Source organism: Hydrogenophaga sp. RAC07, assembly GCF_001713375.1.
Classification (GTDB): Bacteria; Pseudomonadota; Gammaproteobacteria; order Burkholderiales; family Burkholderiaceae_C; genus Hydrogenophaga.
On the sequence record NZ_CP016449.1, the window covers coordinates 3,868,915 to 3,885,000 of the forward strand.

A 16,086-nucleotide genomic window follows, 5' to 3' on the forward strand; every position below is an offset into this window, starting at 1 on the left:
TGGGGGAGTTGTAACGGTGCGAAAGGATACCGCAAGCCGGTGACTCAAAGCAAAAATGCGGCCAGGCCGCACCGATCCACCGACCAGCTGTCAGCCGCGCACCCGATCACGGGCATCGCGCACGCCCTGGCGGATGTCCTGCAACACGCTCAGCAAGCGCCAGAACTGTTTGGCCTGGACCTTGAGGTGGTAGTCGGTGAGGGCGACTTGCTGGTTGACCAGTTCGGTCACGCGCGAGTCGAAGTCGGCCGGTGGAAGCCGCAAGTGGGCTTCGGACTCCGAGCCGTCGCGCTCGATGATGGCGCCTGCGTGGCGCGCGATCTTCAGCATGGCGGTGTTCTCGGACAGCGCATGGATGAACAGCTGTGTCACCCCTTCGTTGCGCGCGTGCATGACCGCGCGTTCAAACAAGCGGCTGCCATAACGGCGGCCGCGCGCGCTCTTGGACACCGACACACCGAATTCGGCGCAGCTGGTGTATTGCGGGTCGATCGAGAAGGCCAGGTGGGCCATGGCGATCAGGTCGAGCCGGCGGTTGAAGATGCCGAAGAGTTCGTCGCGATCGAAGTTGAGCTGGTCCACGTAGCGCGTGATCTGCTCGTCGTTGGCGGCGTAACCGAAGCGCAGGTAGCGGTCGTGAGGCTCGAGGGCGAGCAAGTGATCGAGGATGCGTTCTCGTTGGCCAGGGCCAATGGAGCGGATGGGCACCACCACGCTGCTGGACGGGAAGTGGCGATCGTCCGACGTTCGCGCGGCGCTCGCAACCGTGCCCACCGTCGCCTGGGCGGGTGGGGTTGCGAACTTGAACCAACGGGAGGGATTGACCATGGCAAGACTGTAAGGGTTATCCCTATATCGACAAGGACTGAAGTCCCTAAACGGGCGGTTTCCCGATGGGCGGGCAGCGAGCGACCGCCGGTCGTGCGGCGCGTGCTCTACAGCGGCAGCGCGGTCGTGCTTTTCACACGGTCCATGACAAAACTGGTCTTGCAGTCCTGCACGCTGGGGTGTTTGAGCAAGGTGTCCATCATGAAGCGCGAATACGCCGCCATGTCGGCCACCACCAGGCGCAACTGAAAGTCCATTTCGCCAGTGAGCGCTGCGCACTCCACCACCTCGGGCCACGCCATGACGCTGGCCCGGAACTCGTCCATGGGGTTGCGTTTGCCACTGCCGGCGTGTTTCTCCAGCCGCACGTTCACATGGGCCGTGAGGCCCAGGCCCACCGCTTCCGGCCGCACCAGCGCCACATAACGGTCGATCACCTGCGCCTCTTCCAGGCGGCGCACACGCCGCAGTACGGCGCTGGGCGACAGGCCCACCGTCTCGGCAATCTGGTCGTAGGTGGCGCGGCCATCGGCCTGCAGGCTGCGCAATATGTGGCGATCAAGCTTGTCCAATGCTTCCATGAGCCAACTATGCAGCTTTCCTGCAAGAACGACAAGCGGAGCGCCCCAAAACGCCGGAATCGTGACAGGCTGCGCCGATACAGTGGCCCACAGCCCGACATTTCCCACGCTCCCGGAGACAGACATGAACAACGCATTGCCCGACGTCGCACAAACCGCCGCCACCGAATGGGAGAACCCCATGGGCACCGCCGGCTTCGAGTTCATCGAGTACGCTGCGCCCGACCCCGTGGCCATGGGCGCGCTGTTCGAGCGCATGGGTTTCAAGCCGGTTGCAAGGCACCGCCGCAAGGCGGTGACGCTGTACCGCCAGGGCGAGATCAACTTCATCATCAACGCCGAACCCGACAGTTTTGCCCAGCGCTTCGCACGTCTGCACGGCCCGAGCGTCTGCGCCATTGCCTTTCGTGTGGGCGATGCCAAGGCAGCCTACGAACGCGCCATCTCCCTGGGCGCCTGGGGCTACGCGCAGTCGGCCGGCCCAGGTGAGCTGAACATCCCGGCCATCAAGGGCATTGGCGACTCCATCATCTACTTCATCGACCAGTGGCGCGGCAAGAACGGCGCCCAAACGGGCGACATCGGCAACATCGGTTTCTTCGACGTGGACTTCCAGCCCATCGCCGAGAACTCCGGCGCCGAGCTCAACCCGGTGGGTCATGGTCTGACCTACATCGACCACCTCACGCACAACGTGCACCGCGGCCGCATGGACGAATGGGCGGGCTTCTACGAGCGCCTGTTCAATTTCCGCGAGGTGCGCTACTTCGACATCGAAGGCCAGGCCACCGGCGTGAAGAGCAAGGCTATGACCAGCCCCTGCGGCAAGATCCGCATCCCGATCAACGAAGAAGGCAACGAGAAGGCCGGACAGATCCAGGAGTACCTGGACCGCTACCACGGCGAAGGCATCCAGCACATCGCCATGGGTTCGACCAACCTGTACGACACGGTGGACGCGCTGGAACTCAGTGGCGTGAAGCTGCTCAACACCAGCGAGACCTACTACGAGCTGCTGCCCAAGCGCATCCCGAACCACGGTGAAGACGTGGAAGCGCTGAAGCAGCGCAACATCCTCGTGGACGGCACGCCAGGTGAATTGCTGCTGCAGATCTTCAGCGAAAACCAGCTCGGCCCGATCTTCTTCGAGTTCATCCAGCGCAAAGGCAATCAAGGCTTCGGAGAGGGCAACTTCAAGGCTTTGTTCGAGACGATGGAGCTCGACCAGGTGCGCCGCGGTGTGTTGAAAGCCTGAGAGGCATTGCAATGGCCGTTGAACCCGTTGTCTATGGCGCCAGCGAGCGCCCGCCGCGCGGCGACTATGCGCGCGCGCAGGCCGACTACACCTGCGCGCAAAACTGGGCCGCGTACTCGGATGCCGACCACGACACCTACCGCCGGCTCTACGAGCGCCAGACAGCGCTGCTGCCAGGCCTGGCTTGCGATGCCTTCATCGAAGCCCTCCCTTCATTGGGGGCCCGCGACCGCATCCCGCGCTTCGAGGACATCAACAAACGCCTGAAGCCCGCCACCGGCTGGGAATTGGTGGCGGTGCCTGGCCTCATTCCCGAACGCCCCTTTTTTGACCTGCTGGCGAATCGGCGTTTTCCGGTGACGGACTGGATCCGCACACCCGACGAGTTCGATTACGTGGTCGAGCCCGATGTGTTTCACGACCTGTTTGGCCACGTACCGCTGCTGTTCAACCCGGTGTTCGCGGACTATGTGCAGCGCTACGGCGCGGGTGGCCTGAAGGCGCACGACCTGGGCGCGGGCGAGCTGCTCTCGCGGCTGTACTGGTACACGATCGAGTTCGGGTTGATCCGCCAGGCCGGCGGACTGCGCGCCTATGGCGCCGGCATCCTGAGCTCGTCGGGTGAGCTGCGGCACAGCGTCACCAGCCTGCAGCCGAAGCGCATCGCTCTCGATCTCTTGCGTTGCATGCGCACGCGCTACAAGATCGACGACTATCAAGCCATCTACTTCGTCATCGACAGCTTCGATCAGTTGTTCGACATGACGGCGCCCGACTTCGCGCCACTCTACGAAGCCGTGCGTTCGCTCGGCGACTTGTCGGCCGACGACACCATCGCCAGCGACTCCTCCATCACTTTCGGGTGAAAGGCGAGTGCCACGTGGGCGGCGCCCGCCACGAGTCGGTTGTCTGCGCCCGGCAGGGTGGCGGTGGAGGCCGGAAAGACGATGTTGTCGGTGTTGCTGTACCAGCAGACAAACCGGTCAGCGTTGCGCTGTGGGTGAAGCACCAACTCGCGCTCGAGCAGGCTCTTCTGCCAGTCGCAGTCGTGGCGCATCTGGCGCCCGTTGGCCAGGTGGCTGAAACGTGCCAGCCAGGTGCCGCGGTGCGGTGTACCGATCGTGATGATCTTTTGAACCCGTGATACCGCGCCGGGCGTGGCCGCCAACCAGGCCCGAGCCGCCAGTCCACCCATGCTGTGGCAGATCAGGGTGGGCGCGTGGCCCGTCAAGCTTGTGGCGCGCGTCACAGCTTCATCGACGGTCGATGCGTAGTCGTCGATCGATCCGAAGATCGGCTCCAGATTGACCGAGACGAAGGGCACACCGCGCTCGTGCAGCCGCTCCATCCAGGGCAACCAGAACCCCCGATTGCAGAAGAAGCCGTGCACGAGCACCACCGCGGGCGGCGAAGCCGGCGGCGCCGTGGTGGTGTCGGGCCATTGACGCCAGCGAAACGGTTGGCGCCAGGCGAAAACCTCAGGCGCCACCTTCACCTCTTGCCACCAAGCGCCCAACCACTCGGCGGCACTGGCTCGCTGCGCGCCGTCGGTGCGGTTGACGGTCGCAGCGGCCACGGTTTCGATGCCCAGGATCACCGCATAGCCCAGGGTCATCAGGGCCGTGCCTGCAAGCATGGCCGTCAGGGAACGAGGCCAGGACCACCAAACCCAGGCCAGCCCGCTGGCGACACCGACCAACAGCAGCGTTTGTTGCAGGCGTGCGAGCGAAGAGGTTCGACGTTCTTGATCGTTGATGCTGTTGGGCGGCAGGGTGTGCATGGGCAAACTATGGCACGGGTTGACTGAAGTGCCGGACCGATCTCCCTGCGTGACACCCTGGCACTCCCGGTGGGGCTAGACTGTCTCCAGACTGCCCATGAGCCCGCCCACCAGTGCCTCCGACCTCATCCGCTCGCACCTTTCGCGCGTCAGCCAGTTGCGCGCTCAAGCGCAAGCCGAAGGCTTGCAGGCCGCGGTGGACGAGATCAAGCACCTGCAGGCGCGCCGTTTTCGCGGGACTTACGCCGACTTTCTGGAACACCCCAAATACGCACCGGCGACACGTTTCTTTCTGGACGAGCTCTACGGCGTGCACGATTTCGCCAGGCGCGATGCCCAGTTTGCCCGGATCGCTGGCGCCTTGGAGCGCCTTTTTCCAGAAGCGGTGGCACAGCTGGCAACCGACCTGTCCGAAACCCACGCATTGACCGAGGTGTTGGATCATCAGCTGGCCACCCATTGGCTCAGCCTTGATGCAGCCCATTCGCCGTCCGAGCGCTACATCGTCGCCTGGCGGAGCACGGACGCGCGCGCATCGCGCGAGCGCCAGCTCGCGGTGGTGCAACACATGGGGCTCGAGTTGCAGCGTCTCACCCGCATGAAAACCCTGCGACTCGGGCTCCGCATGATGCGCAATCCTGCGAGGGCCGCGGGGCTCGATGCACTGCAGCACTTTCTGGAGACTGGTTTTGACGCGTTTGCCGCGTTGGGCGACGCGCGCCCTTTCCTCGACACGATTCGAGGAAGGGAATCGGGCTGGGTACAAGCCTTGTTTGACGAAGATTTGGCGGCCTGCCGCCGCAGACTGGACGAAGAACTCGATAGCAGAGCCTGAAGAACACGCCCCTTTCAGAAACGCTGATGATCAACCGAAGGTCTCTCTCTCATGAATGAAACGAATTCGCCTGCATGCACCGCATCACGCTTGAATCGCCTGGGCATCACTGTCTTCGAGCGCGGTTGGCTGTCGTCCAACAATGTGCTGTTTCAAGGTGATGAATCAACAGCACTGGTGGACTCGGGCTATTGCACGCACTCAAGTCAGACCGTCTCCCTTGTTCAGGACGCGCTGCAGACACGGCCACTGGATTTGCTCCTGAACACCCATCTGCACAGCGATCACTGCGGTGGCAACGCAGCACTTCAGGCGGCGTTTCCCCAACTCAAAACCCGGATTCCTCCGGGCCAGGCTGAGGCGGTTGCAAACTGGGACCCGGTAACACTCACCCACGAACCCACGGGACAGACCTGTCCCGCCTTCAACTTCCATGGAGTCCTGTTTCCCGGCGACACGATCCGGCTGGGCCATGCCCACTGGGAGATCCATGCGGCCAAAGGGCACGATCCCCATTCCATTGTCCTGTTCGAGCCTTCCAGCAGGGTGTTGATTTCAGCCGACGCCTTGTGGGAGAACGGCTTTGGCGTGGTGTTTCCCGAGCTGGAAGGCATCGACGCCTTCGAGGAAGTTTCCGACACATTGTCTGTGATCGAAGCGTTGAAGCCCGCGGCAGTGATACCGGGCCATGGGGCAGTGTTTGACGACGTGGAGGGCGCGCTGCAACGTGCGCGCAGCCGCTTGGATCAGTTCGTGAAAACCCCCGAGAAACACCGCAGATATGCACTGAAGGTACTGCTCAAGTTCAAACTGCTGGAGTGGCAGTCCGTCACCTTTGACGACTTGCTTGCCTGGTATACAAAGACACCGTACATACGCAGCCTTGAGCGGCGCCCCGTGTCACCTGATACCGAGGCCCTGCACGAATCACTCAACTCACTGATTGCCGATCTGGCCAAAAGCAATGCACTGCGGGTGCAGGGCGACAGGATCGTCGACGCCTGAGTTAACCAACGCTGGATGCCATTCACGCGCACCTAAAGCGGACCCCACAAAGCCCAAACCCCCAAGCACCGGGAGGCGCGAGGGGGTTTGGGGGCTGGGTAAGAGCCTGACGATGACCTACTTTCACACGGGAACCCGCACTATCATCGGCGCAAAGGCGTTTCACTGTCCTGTTCGGGATGGGAAGGAGTGGTACCACCTCGCTATGGTCGTCAGGCATAACTTGTTGTTCTGGCTGTGCGAGTGCACAACCGGAACGAATTCATAGAACTTCGAATCAGCTGATTTTTGATTGCTGCCAACGAGTTGAATCGACGTATCGATTCATACCGGCATACACATGACATTTCTGTCGTTTGACATTTGACTTTGAGATTTTATCAAAGTTATAGGGTCAAGCCTCACGAGCAATTAGTATCAGTTAGCTTAACGCATTGCTGCGCTTCCACACCTGACCTATCAACGTCCTGGTCTTGAACGACTCTTTAGGGGGCTCAAGGCCCCGGCAGATCTCATCTTGGAACGAGTTTCCCGCTTAGATGCTTTCAGCGGTTATCTCTTCCGCACTTAGCTACCCGGCAATGCCACTGGCGTGACAACCGGTACACCAGAGGTGCGTCCACTCCGGTCCTCTCGTACTAGGAGCAGGCTTCCTCAAATCTGCAGCGCCCACGGAAGATAGGGACCAAACTGTCTCACGACGTTTTAAACCCAGCTCACGTACCTCTTTAAATGGCGAACAGCCATACCCTTGGGACCGGCTACAGCCCCAGGATGAGATGAGCCGACATCGAGGTGCCAAACACCGCCGTCGATATGAACTCTTGGGCGGTATCAGCCTGTTATCCCCAGAGTACCTTTTATCCGTTGAGCGATGGCCCTTCCATACAGAACCACCGGATCACTATGTCCTGCTTTCGCATCTGCTCGACTTGTCAGTCTCGCAGTTAAGCACGCTTATGCCATTGCACTATTAGCACGATGTCCGACCGTACCTAGCGTACCTTCGAACTCCTCCGTTACACTTTGGGAGGAGACCGCCCCAGTCAAACTGCCTACCATGCACTGTCCCCGATCCAGATAATGGACCTAGGTTAGAACCTCAAACACACCAGGGTGGTATTTCAACGTTGGCTCCACAAGATCTAGCGACCCTGCTTCAAAGCCTCCCACCTATCCTACACAGATCTGTTCAAAATTCAATACAAAGCTACAGTAAAGGTTCATGGGGTCTTTCCGTCTTTCCGCGGGGAGATTGCATCATCACAAACATTTCAACTTCGCTGAGTCTCAGGAGGAGACAGTGTGGCCATCGTTACGCCATTCGTGCAGGTCGGAACTTACCCGACAAGGAATTTCGCTACCTTAGGACCGTTATAGTTACGGCCGCCGTTTACTGGGACTTCGATCAAGAGCTTGCACCCCATCAATTAATCTTCCAGCACCGGGCAGGCGTCACACCCTATACGTCCACTTTCGTGTTTGCAGAGTGCTGTGTTTTTAATAAACAGTCGCAGCCACCAATTTTTTGCAACCCATTCGTGCTCAGATGTTCTCATCACACTACTAGGGCACACCTTCTTCCGAAGTTACGGTGTCAATTTGCCGAGTTCCTTCTCCTGAGTTCTCTCAAGCGCCTTAGAATACTCATCTCGCGCACCAGTGTCGGTTTGCGGTACGGTCAATTACAAGCTGAAGCTTAGTGGCTTTTCCTGGGACCTCGTTCAGTTACTTCGCGAGCAAGCTCGCTCGATCAACAGCCTCGGTATATGACACGCGGATTTGCCTACGTGTCGCCTACATCTGTCTAAACCGGCACATCCAACAGCCGGATAACCTATTAAGATCCGTCCCCACATCGCACTTGTAATCGGTACAGGAATATTGACCTGTTTCCCATCAGCTACGCATCTCTGCCTCGCCTTAGGGGCCGACTCACCCTACGCCGATGAACGTTGCGTAGGAAACCTTGCGCTTACGGCGAGGGGGCTTTTCACCCCCTTTAACGCTACTCATGTCAGCATTCGCACTTCTGATACCTCCAGCATCCTTTACAAGACACCTTCACAGGCTTACAGAACGCTCTCCTACCACTTGCAATAAATTGCAAATCCGCAGCTTCGGTAACTGGCTTAGCCCCGTTACATCTTCCGCGCAGGACGACTCGATCAGTGAGCTATTACGCTTTCTTTAAATGATGGCTGCTTCTAAGCCAACATCCTGACTGTTTTAGCCTTCCCACTTCGTTTCCCACTTAGCCCGTTTTAGGGACCTTAGCTGGCGGTCTGGGTTGTTTCCCTCTTGAGTCCGGACGTTAGCACCCGGTGCTCTGTCTCCCAAGCTGTACTCATCGGTATTCGGAGTTTGCCTTGGTTTGGTAAGTCGCCATGACCCCCTAGCCAAAACAGTGCTCTACCCCCGATGGTAATACTTGAGGCACTACCTAAATAGTTTTCGGAGAGAACCAGCTATTTCCAAGTTTGTTTAGCCTTTCACCCCTATCCACAGCTCATCCGCTAGTTTTGCAACACTAGTCGGTTCGGACCTCCAGTACCTGTTACGGCACCTTCATCCTGGCCATGGATAGATCACTTGGTTTCGGGTCTACACCCAGCGACTGAATCGCCCTATTCGGACTCGATTTCTCTACGGCTTCCCTATTCGGTTAACCTTGCCACTGAATGTAAGTCGCTGACCCATTATACAAAAGGTACGCAGTCACCCCTTTCGAGGCTCCTACTTTTTGTAAGCACGCGGTTTCAGGATCTATTTCACTCCCCTCCCGGGGTTCTTTTCGCCTTTCCCTCACGGTACTTGTTCACTATCGGTCGATGATGAGTATTTAGCCTTGGAGGATGGTCCCCCCATATTCAGACAGGATTTCTCGTGTCCCGCCCTACTTGTCGTTAGCTCAGTACCACACAGGTCTTTTCACGTACGGGGCTATCACCCGCTATGGCCGCCCTTTCCAAGGCGTTCCGTTAAGTCTTGTGCTATCACTAACAGGCTCTTCCGATTTCGCTCGCCACTACTTTCGGAATCTCGGTTGATGTCTTTTCCTCGAGCTACTGAGATGTTTCAGTTCACCCGGTTCGCCTCGCATGACTATGTATTCATCATGCGATACCTACTGCTAGGTGGGTTTCCCCATTCGGAAATCTCCGGATCAAAGCTAATTTGCCAGCTCCCCGAAGCTTATCGCAGGCTATCACGTCCTTCGTCGCCTATCATCGCCAAGGCATCCACCACGTGCTCTTATTCACTTGACCCTATAACTTTGACGTCTCACCAGGTCGTTCAACCCAGCAAAACACAAAATCACATCAAGCAAATGTCTGTCAGGTCTTGCACCTGACGCGTTATGCCGTTTCAATTCATATCTTTCGACTAAATTGAATATTCGTTGACGCAATCAAAAATTCTTGTTGCTGATGGCACGGTGCACATGAAACCTTTACGAATATGTGCTTTCCATCAGCAACGCTGATTCGACTCTATGAATTTTTAAAGAACAGCCGTGATCACCCGAGGGCAATCTATTGATCGATAGATACCGATCAACATCAAAGCACCCTGCAGCACAGGACGCTTTGATGTTGAAACAGACAAGGGGTTGCAAGTCGCAACCTGAAGTGATGGTGGAGGATGACGGGATCGAACCGACGACCCCCTGCTTGCAAAGCAGGTGCTCTCCCAGCTGAGCTAATCCCCCAGGATGTCTTGACTCATTGGAGGGGATGGTGGGTCTGGTTGGTCTCGAACCAACGACCCCCGCCTTATCAAGACGGTGCTCTAACCAACTGAGCTACAGACCCAAGCCGGTCGCTTGATCTCCCCAGATCCACTCTTGCGAATGAACTGGATCGCTGGCGACTTCCTTCCAACAACCGATAAGTGTGAGCGTTTGAGCTTGATTGCTCTTCTTCCAGAAAGGAGGTGATCCAGCCGCACCTTCCGATACGGCTACCTTGTTACGACTTCACCCCAGTCACGAACCCCGCCGTGGTAATCGCCCTCCTTGCGGTTAGGCTAACTACTTCTGGCGAGACCCGCTCCCATGGTGTGACGGGCGGTGTGTACAAGACCCGGGAACGTATTCACCGTGACATGCTGATCCACGATTACTAGCGATTCCGACTTCACGCAGTCGAGTTGCAGACTGCGATCCGGACTACGACCGGCTTTGATGGATTAGCTCCCCCTCGCGGGTTTGCGACCCTTTGTACCGGCCATTGTATGACGTGTGTAGCCCCACCTATAAGGGCCATGAGGACTTGACGTCATCCCCACCTTCCTCCGGTTTGTCACCGGCAGTCTCATTAGAGTGCCCTTTCGTAGCAACTAATGACAAGGGTTGCGCTCGTTGCGGGACTTAACCCAACATCTCACGACACGAGCTGACGACAGCCATGCAGCACCTGTGTTACGGCTCTCTTTCGAGCACTAAGCCATCTCTGGCAAATTCCGTACATGTCAAAGGTGGGTAAGGTTTTTCGCGTTGCATCGAATTAAACCACATCATCCACCGCTTGTGCGGGTCCCCGTCAATTCCTTTGAGTTTCAACCTTGCGGCCGTACTCCCCAGGCGGTCAACTTCACGCGTTAGCTTCGTTACTGAGTCAGAAGAGACCCAACAACCAGTTGACATCGTTTAGGGCGTGGACTACCAGGGTATCTAATCCTGTTTGCTCCCCACGCTTTCGTGCATGAGCGTCAGTGCAGGCCCAGGGGATTGCCTTCGCCATCGGTGTTCCTCCGCATATCTACGCATTTCACTGCTACACGCGGAATTCCATCCCCCTCTGCCGCACTCCAGCTTTGCAGTCACAAGCGCCATTCCCAGGTTAAGCCCGGGGATTTCACGCCTGTCTTACAAAACCGCCTGCGCACGCTTTACGCCCAGTAATTCCGATTAACGCTTGCACCCTACGTATTACCGCGGCTGCTGGCACGTAGTTAGCCGGTGCTTATTCTTACGGTACCGTCATTAGCCCCAGGTATTAACCAGGACCGTTTCGTTCCGTACAAAAGCAGTTTACAACCCGAAGGCCTTCTTCCTGCACGCGGCATTGCTGGATCAGGCTTGCGCCCATTGTCCAAAATTCCCCACTGCTGCCTCCCGTAGGAGTCTGGGCCGTGTCTCAGTCCCAGTGTGGCTGGTCGTCCTCTCAGACCAGCTACAGATCGTTGGCTTGGTGAGCCTTTACCCCACCAACTACCTAATCTGATATCGGCCGCTCCAATCGCGCGAGGCCTTACGGTCCCCCGCTTTCATCCATAGATCGTATGCGGTATTAGCGCAGCTTTCGCTGCGTTATCCCCCACGACTGGGCACGTTCCGATACATTACTCACCCGTTCGCCACTCGTCAGCACCTTGCGGCCTGTTACCGTTCGACTTGCATGTGTAAAGCATGCCGCCAGCGTTCAATCTGAGCCAGGATCAAACTCTTTAGTTCGATCTTGAAAATTACTCATAAAAACGGAATTGAAGTGAACTTCACTTCTATTCTCATGAGCGTTTAAAGTCTTGCGACTTGGACTCTTTCGAGTCCGCTTCGCAATCGCCTTCAAACGCCCACGCTTATCGGCTGTGTATTTTTAATGATCCGTCAGATTCAGCGACTTTCACCACTTTCGTCTGCTTGCTTAGCTGCGATCAGCTGAGCCTCGTAGTATACATCAGTTTTTGCTTCGCTGTCAAAGTTTTTGAAAAACTTATCTGGCCAAAAACATACCCCTACACTTATAAAGCCCAAACCCCCAAGCACCGGGAGGCGCGAGGGGGTTTGGGGGCTGGGTAAGAGCCTGACGATGACCTACTTTCACACGGGAACCCGCACTATCATCGGCGCAAAGGCGTTTCACTGTCCTGTTCGGGATGGGAAGGAGTGGTACCACCTCGCTATGGTCGTCAGGCATAACTTGTTGTTCTGGCTGTGCGAGTGCACAACCGGAACGAATTCATAGAGCTTCGAATCAGCTGATTTTTGATTGCTGCCAACGAGTTGAATCGACGTATCGATTCATACCGGCATACACATGACATTTCTGTCGTTTGACATTTGACTTTGAGATTTTATCAAAGTTATAGGGTCAAGCCTCACGAGCAATTAGTATCAGTTAGCTTAACGCATTGCTGCGCTTCCACACCTAACCTATCAACGTCCTGGTCTTGAACGACTCTTTAGGGGGCTCAAGGCCCCGGCAGATCTCATCTTGGAACGAGTTTCCCGCTTAGATGCTTTCAGCGGTTATCTCTTCCGCACTTAGCTACCCGGCAATGCCACTGGCGTGACAACCGGTACACCAGAGGTGCGTCCACTCCGGTCCTCTCGTACTAGGAGCAGGCTTCCTCAAATCTGCAGCGCCCACGGAAGATAGGGACCAAACTGTCTCACGACGTTTTAAACCCAGCTCACGTACCTCTTTAAATGGCGAACAGCCATACCCTTGGGACCGGCTACAGCCCCAGGATGAGATGAGCCGACATCGAGGTGCCAAACACCGCCGTCGATATGAACTCTTGGGCGGTATCAGCCTGTTATCCCCAGAGTACCTTTTATCCGTTGAGCGATGGCCCTTCCATACAGAACCACCGGATCACTATGTCCTGCTTTCGCATCTGCTCGACTTGTCAGTCTCGCAGTTAAGCACGCTTATGCCATTGCACTATTAGCACGATGTCCGACCGTACCTAGCGTACCTTCGAACTCCTCCGTTACACTTTGGGAGGAGACCGCCCCAGTCAAACTGCCTACCATGCACTGTCCCCGATCCAGATAATGGACCTAGGTTAGAACCTCAAACACACCAGGGTGGTATTTCAACGTTGGCTCCACAAGATCTAGCGACCCTGCTTCAAAGCCTCCCACCTATCCTACACAGATCTGTTCAAAATTCAATACAAAGCTACAGTAAAGGTTCATGGGGTCTTTCCGTCTTTCCGCGGGGAGATTGCATCATCACAAACATTTCAACTTCGCTGAGTCTCAGGAGGAGACAGTGTGGCCATCGTTACGCCATTCGTGCAGGTCGGAACTTACCCGACAAGGAATTTCGCTACCTTAGGACCGTTATAGTTACGGCCGCCGTTTACTGGGACTTCGATCAAGAGCTTGCACCCCATCAATTAATCTTCCAGCACCGGGCAGGCGTCACACCCTATACGTCCACTTTCGTGTTTGCAGAGTGCTGTGTTTTTAATAAACAGTCGCAGCCACCAATTTTTTGCAACCCATTCGTGCTCAGATGTTCTCATCACACTACTAGGGCACACCTTCTTCCGAAGTTACGGTGTCAATTTGCCGAGTTCCTTCTCCTGAGTTCTCTCAAGCGCCTTAGAATACTCATCTCGCGCACCAGTGTCGGTTTGCGGTACGGTCAATTACAAGCTGAAGCTTAGTGGCTTTTCCTGGGACCTCGTTCAGTTACTTCGCGAGCAAGCTCGCTCGATCAACAGCCTCGGTATATGACACGCGGATTTGCCTACGTGTCGCCTACATCTGTCTAAACCGGCACATCCAACAGCCGGATAACCTATTAAGATCCGTCCCCACATCGCACTTGTAATCGGTACAGGAATATTGACCTGTTTCCCATCAGCTACGCATCTCTGCCTCGCCTTAGGGGCCGACTCACCCTACGCCGATGAACGTTGCGTAGGAAACCTTGCGCTTACGGCGAGGGGGCTTTTCACCCCCTTTAACGCTACTCATGTCAGCATTCGCACTTCTGATACCTCCAGCATCCTTTACAAGACACCTTCACAGGCTTACAGAACGCTCTCCTACCACTTGCAATAAATTGCAAATCCGCAGCTTCGGTAACTGGCTTAGCCCCGTTACATCTTCCGCGCAGGACGACTCGATCAGTGAGCTATTACGCTTTCTTTAAATGATGGCTGCTTCTAAGCCAACATCCTGACTGTTTTAGCCTTCCCACTTCGTTTCCCACTTAGCCCGTTTTAGGGACCTTAGCTGGCGGTCTGGGTTGTTTCCCTCTTGAGTCCGGACGTTAGCACCCGGTGCTCTGTCTCCCAAGCTGTACTCATCGGTATTCGGAGTTTGCCTTGGTTTGGTAAGTCGCCATGACCCCCTAGCCAAAACAGTGCTCTACCCCCGATGGTAATACTTGAGGCACTACCTAAATAGTTTTCGGAGAGAACCAGCTATTTCCAAGTTTGTTTAGCCTTTCACCCCTATCCACAGCTCATCCGCTAGTTTTGCAACACTAGTCGGTTCGGACCTCCAGTACCTGTTACGGCACCTTCATCCTGGCCATGGATAGATCACTTGGTTTCGGGTCTACACCCAGCGACTGAATCGCCCTATTCGGACTCGATTTCTCTACGGCTTCCCTATTCGGTTAACCTTGCCACTGAATGTAAGTCGCTGACCCATTATACAAAAGGTACGCAGTCACCCCTTTCGAGGCTCCTACTTTTTGTAAGCACGCGGTTTCAGGATCTATTTCACTCCCCTCCCGGGGTTCTTTTCGCCTTTCCCTCACGGTACTTGTTCACTATCGGTCGATGATGAGTATTTAGCCTTGGAGGATGGTCCCCCCATATTCAGACAGGATTTCTCGTGTCCCGCCCTACTTGTCGTTAGCTCAGTACCACACAGGTCTTTTCACGTACGGGGCTATCACCCGCTATGGCCGCCCTTTCCAAGGCGTTCCGTTAAGTCTTGTGCTATCACTAACAGGCTCTTCCGATTTCGCTCGCCACTACTTTCGGAATCTCGGTTGATGTCTTTTCCTCGAGCTACTGAGATGTTTCAGTTCACCCGGTTCGCCTCGCATGACTATGTATTCATCATGCGATACCTACTGCTAGGTGGGTTTCCCCATTCGGAAATCTCCGGATCAAAGCTAATTTGCCAGCTCCCCGAAGCTTATCGCAGGCTATCACGTCCTTCGTCGCCTATCATCGCCAAGGCATCCACCACGTGCTCTTATTCACTTGACCCTATAACTTTGACGTCTCACCAGGTCGTTCAACCCAGCAAAACACAAAATCACATCAAGCAAATGTCTGTCAGGTCTTGCACCTGACGCGTTATGCCGTTTCAATTCATATCTTTCGACTAAATTGAATATTCGTTGACGCAATCAAAAATTCTTGTTGCTGATGGCACGGTGCACATGAAACCTTTACGAATATGTGCTTTCCATCAGCAACGCTGATTCGACTCTATGAATTTTTAAAGAACAGCCGTGATCACCCGAGGGCAATCTATTGATCGATAGATACCGATCAACATCAAAGCACCCTGCAGCACAGGACGCTTTGATGTTGAAACAGACAAGGGGTTGCAAGTCGCAACCTGAAGTGATGGTGGAGGATGACGGGATCGAACCGACGACCCCCTGCTTGCAAAGCAGGTGCTCTCCCAGCTGAGCTAATCCCCCAGGATGTCTTGACTCATTGGAGGGGATGGTGGGTCTGGTTGGTCTCGAACCAACGACCCCCGCCTTATCAAGACGGTGCTCTAACCAACTGAGCTACAGACCCAAGCCGGTCGCTTGATCTCCCCAGATCCACTCTTGCGAATGAACTGGATCGCTGGCGACTTCCTTCCAACAACCGATAAGTGTGAGCGTTTGAGCTTGATTGCTCTTCTTCCAGAAAGGAGGTGATCCAGCCGCACCTTCCGATACGGCTACCTTGTTACGACTTCACCCCAGTCACGAACCCCGCCGTGGTAATCGCCCTCCTTGCGGTTAGGCTAACTACTTCTGGCGAGACCCGCTCCCATGGTGTGACGGGCGGTGTGTACAAGACCCGGGAACGTATTCAC

The 16,086-nt window shown here is 55.9% G+C and carries 7 protein-coding genes, 4 tRNA genes and 6 rRNA genes (1 of these 17 only partly in view); 4 read left to right on the plus strand and 13 right to left on the minus strand.

What is annotated here, in order from left to right; all coding sequences use genetic code 11:
* Window positions 1-90: 90 nt before the first annotated feature.
* Window positions 91-828, minus strand: a complete 738-nt coding sequence (locus BSY239_RS18000) for a GNAT family N-acetyltransferase (RefSeq protein WP_083240061.1) — start codon at window positions 826-828, stop codon at window positions 91-93.
* A gap of 107 nt (window positions 829-935) precedes the next feature.
* Window positions 936-1,409: an Lrp/AsnC family transcriptional regulator gene (locus tag BSY239_RS18005; protein ID WP_069048011.1), complete on the minus strand. Its 474-nt coding sequence runs from the start codon at window positions 1,407-1,409 to the stop codon at window positions 936-938.
* Between the two features lie 124 nt (window positions 1,410-1,533).
* Here BSY239_RS18005 and hppD point away from each other — a divergent pair, with 124 nt between their 5' ends.
* On the plus strand, window positions 1,534-2,664 hold the full coding sequence (hppD, locus tag BSY239_RS18010) for a 4-hydroxyphenylpyruvate dioxygenase (RefSeq protein ID WP_069048012.1): 1,131 nt from the start codon (window positions 1,534-1,536) through the stop codon (window positions 2,662-2,664).
* Window positions 2,665-2,675: 11 nt separating this feature from the next.
* Window positions 2,676-3,530: a phenylalanine 4-monooxygenase gene (gene phhA / locus BSY239_RS18015; RefSeq protein WP_069048013.1), complete on the plus strand. Its 855-nt coding sequence runs from the start codon at window positions 2,676-2,678 to the stop codon at window positions 3,528-3,530.
* On the opposite strand, the gene BSY239_RS18020 is transcribed toward phhA, so the two are convergent.
* The gene (locus BSY239_RS18020; protein WP_236944100.1) at window positions 3,452-4,300 is read right to left on the minus strand and encodes an esterase/lipase family protein; all 849 of its coding nucleotides are present in this window, start codon (window positions 4,298-4,300) and stop codon (window positions 3,452-3,454) included. The genes phhA and BSY239_RS18020 overlap by 79 nt on opposite strands.
* A gap of 241 nt (window positions 4,301-4,541) precedes the next feature.
* Here BSY239_RS18020 and BSY239_RS18025 point away from each other — a divergent pair, with 241 nt between their 5' ends.
* Entirely contained in the window at window positions 4,542-5,279 is a 738-nt protein-coding gene (locus tag BSY239_RS18025) for an FFLEELY motif protein (protein ID WP_069048015.1), read from the plus strand.
* A gap of 51 nt (window positions 5,280-5,330) precedes the next feature.
* Window positions 5,331-6,284, plus strand: a complete 954-nt coding sequence (locus BSY239_RS18030) for an MBL fold metallo-hydrolase (RefSeq protein ID WP_069048016.1) — start codon at window positions 5,331-5,333, stop codon at window positions 6,282-6,284.
* A 104-nt stretch (window positions 6,285-6,388) separates the two neighbouring features.
* Here BSY239_RS18030 and rrf (BSY239_RS18035) read toward each other — a convergent pair.
* From rrf (BSY239_RS18035) to BSY239_RS18080, 10 genes are all read right to left on the minus strand, one after another.
* A 5S ribosomal RNA gene (rrf, locus tag BSY239_RS18035) occupies window positions 6,389-6,501 on the minus strand.
* Between the two features lie 173 nt (window positions 6,502-6,674).
* Window positions 6,675-9,553, minus strand: a 23S ribosomal RNA gene (locus BSY239_RS18040).
* A gap of 367 nt (window positions 9,554-9,920) precedes the next feature.
* Window positions 9,921-9,996 (minus strand) — tRNA-Ala (locus BSY239_RS18045).
* 26 nt (window positions 9,997-10,022) lie between these two features.
* Window positions 10,023-10,099: transfer RNA gene (locus BSY239_RS18050), tRNA-Ile, on the minus strand.
* A gap of 114 nt (window positions 10,100-10,213) precedes the next feature.
* Window positions 10,214-11,742: ribosomal RNA gene (locus tag BSY239_RS18055) — 16S ribosomal RNA — on the minus strand.
* 347 nt (window positions 11,743-12,089) lie between these two features.
* Window positions 12,090-12,202: ribosomal RNA gene (gene rrf / locus BSY239_RS18060) — 5S ribosomal RNA — on the minus strand.
* Window positions 12,203-12,375: 173 nt separating this feature from the next.
* Window positions 12,376-15,254: ribosomal RNA gene (locus BSY239_RS18065) — 23S ribosomal RNA — on the minus strand.
* A gap of 367 nt (window positions 15,255-15,621) precedes the next feature.
* Window positions 15,622-15,697: transfer RNA gene (locus tag BSY239_RS18070), tRNA-Ala, on the minus strand.
* Between the two features lie 26 nt (window positions 15,698-15,723).
* Window positions 15,724-15,800 (minus strand) — tRNA-Ile (locus BSY239_RS18075).
* Window positions 15,801-15,914: 114 nt separating this feature from the next.
* Window positions 15,915-16,086, minus strand: a 16S ribosomal RNA gene (locus tag BSY239_RS18080) (it continues 1,357 nt past the right edge of the window).
* Together the 16S, 23S and 5S rRNA genes with 4 tRNA genes alongside form the textbook arrangement of a ribosomal RNA operon.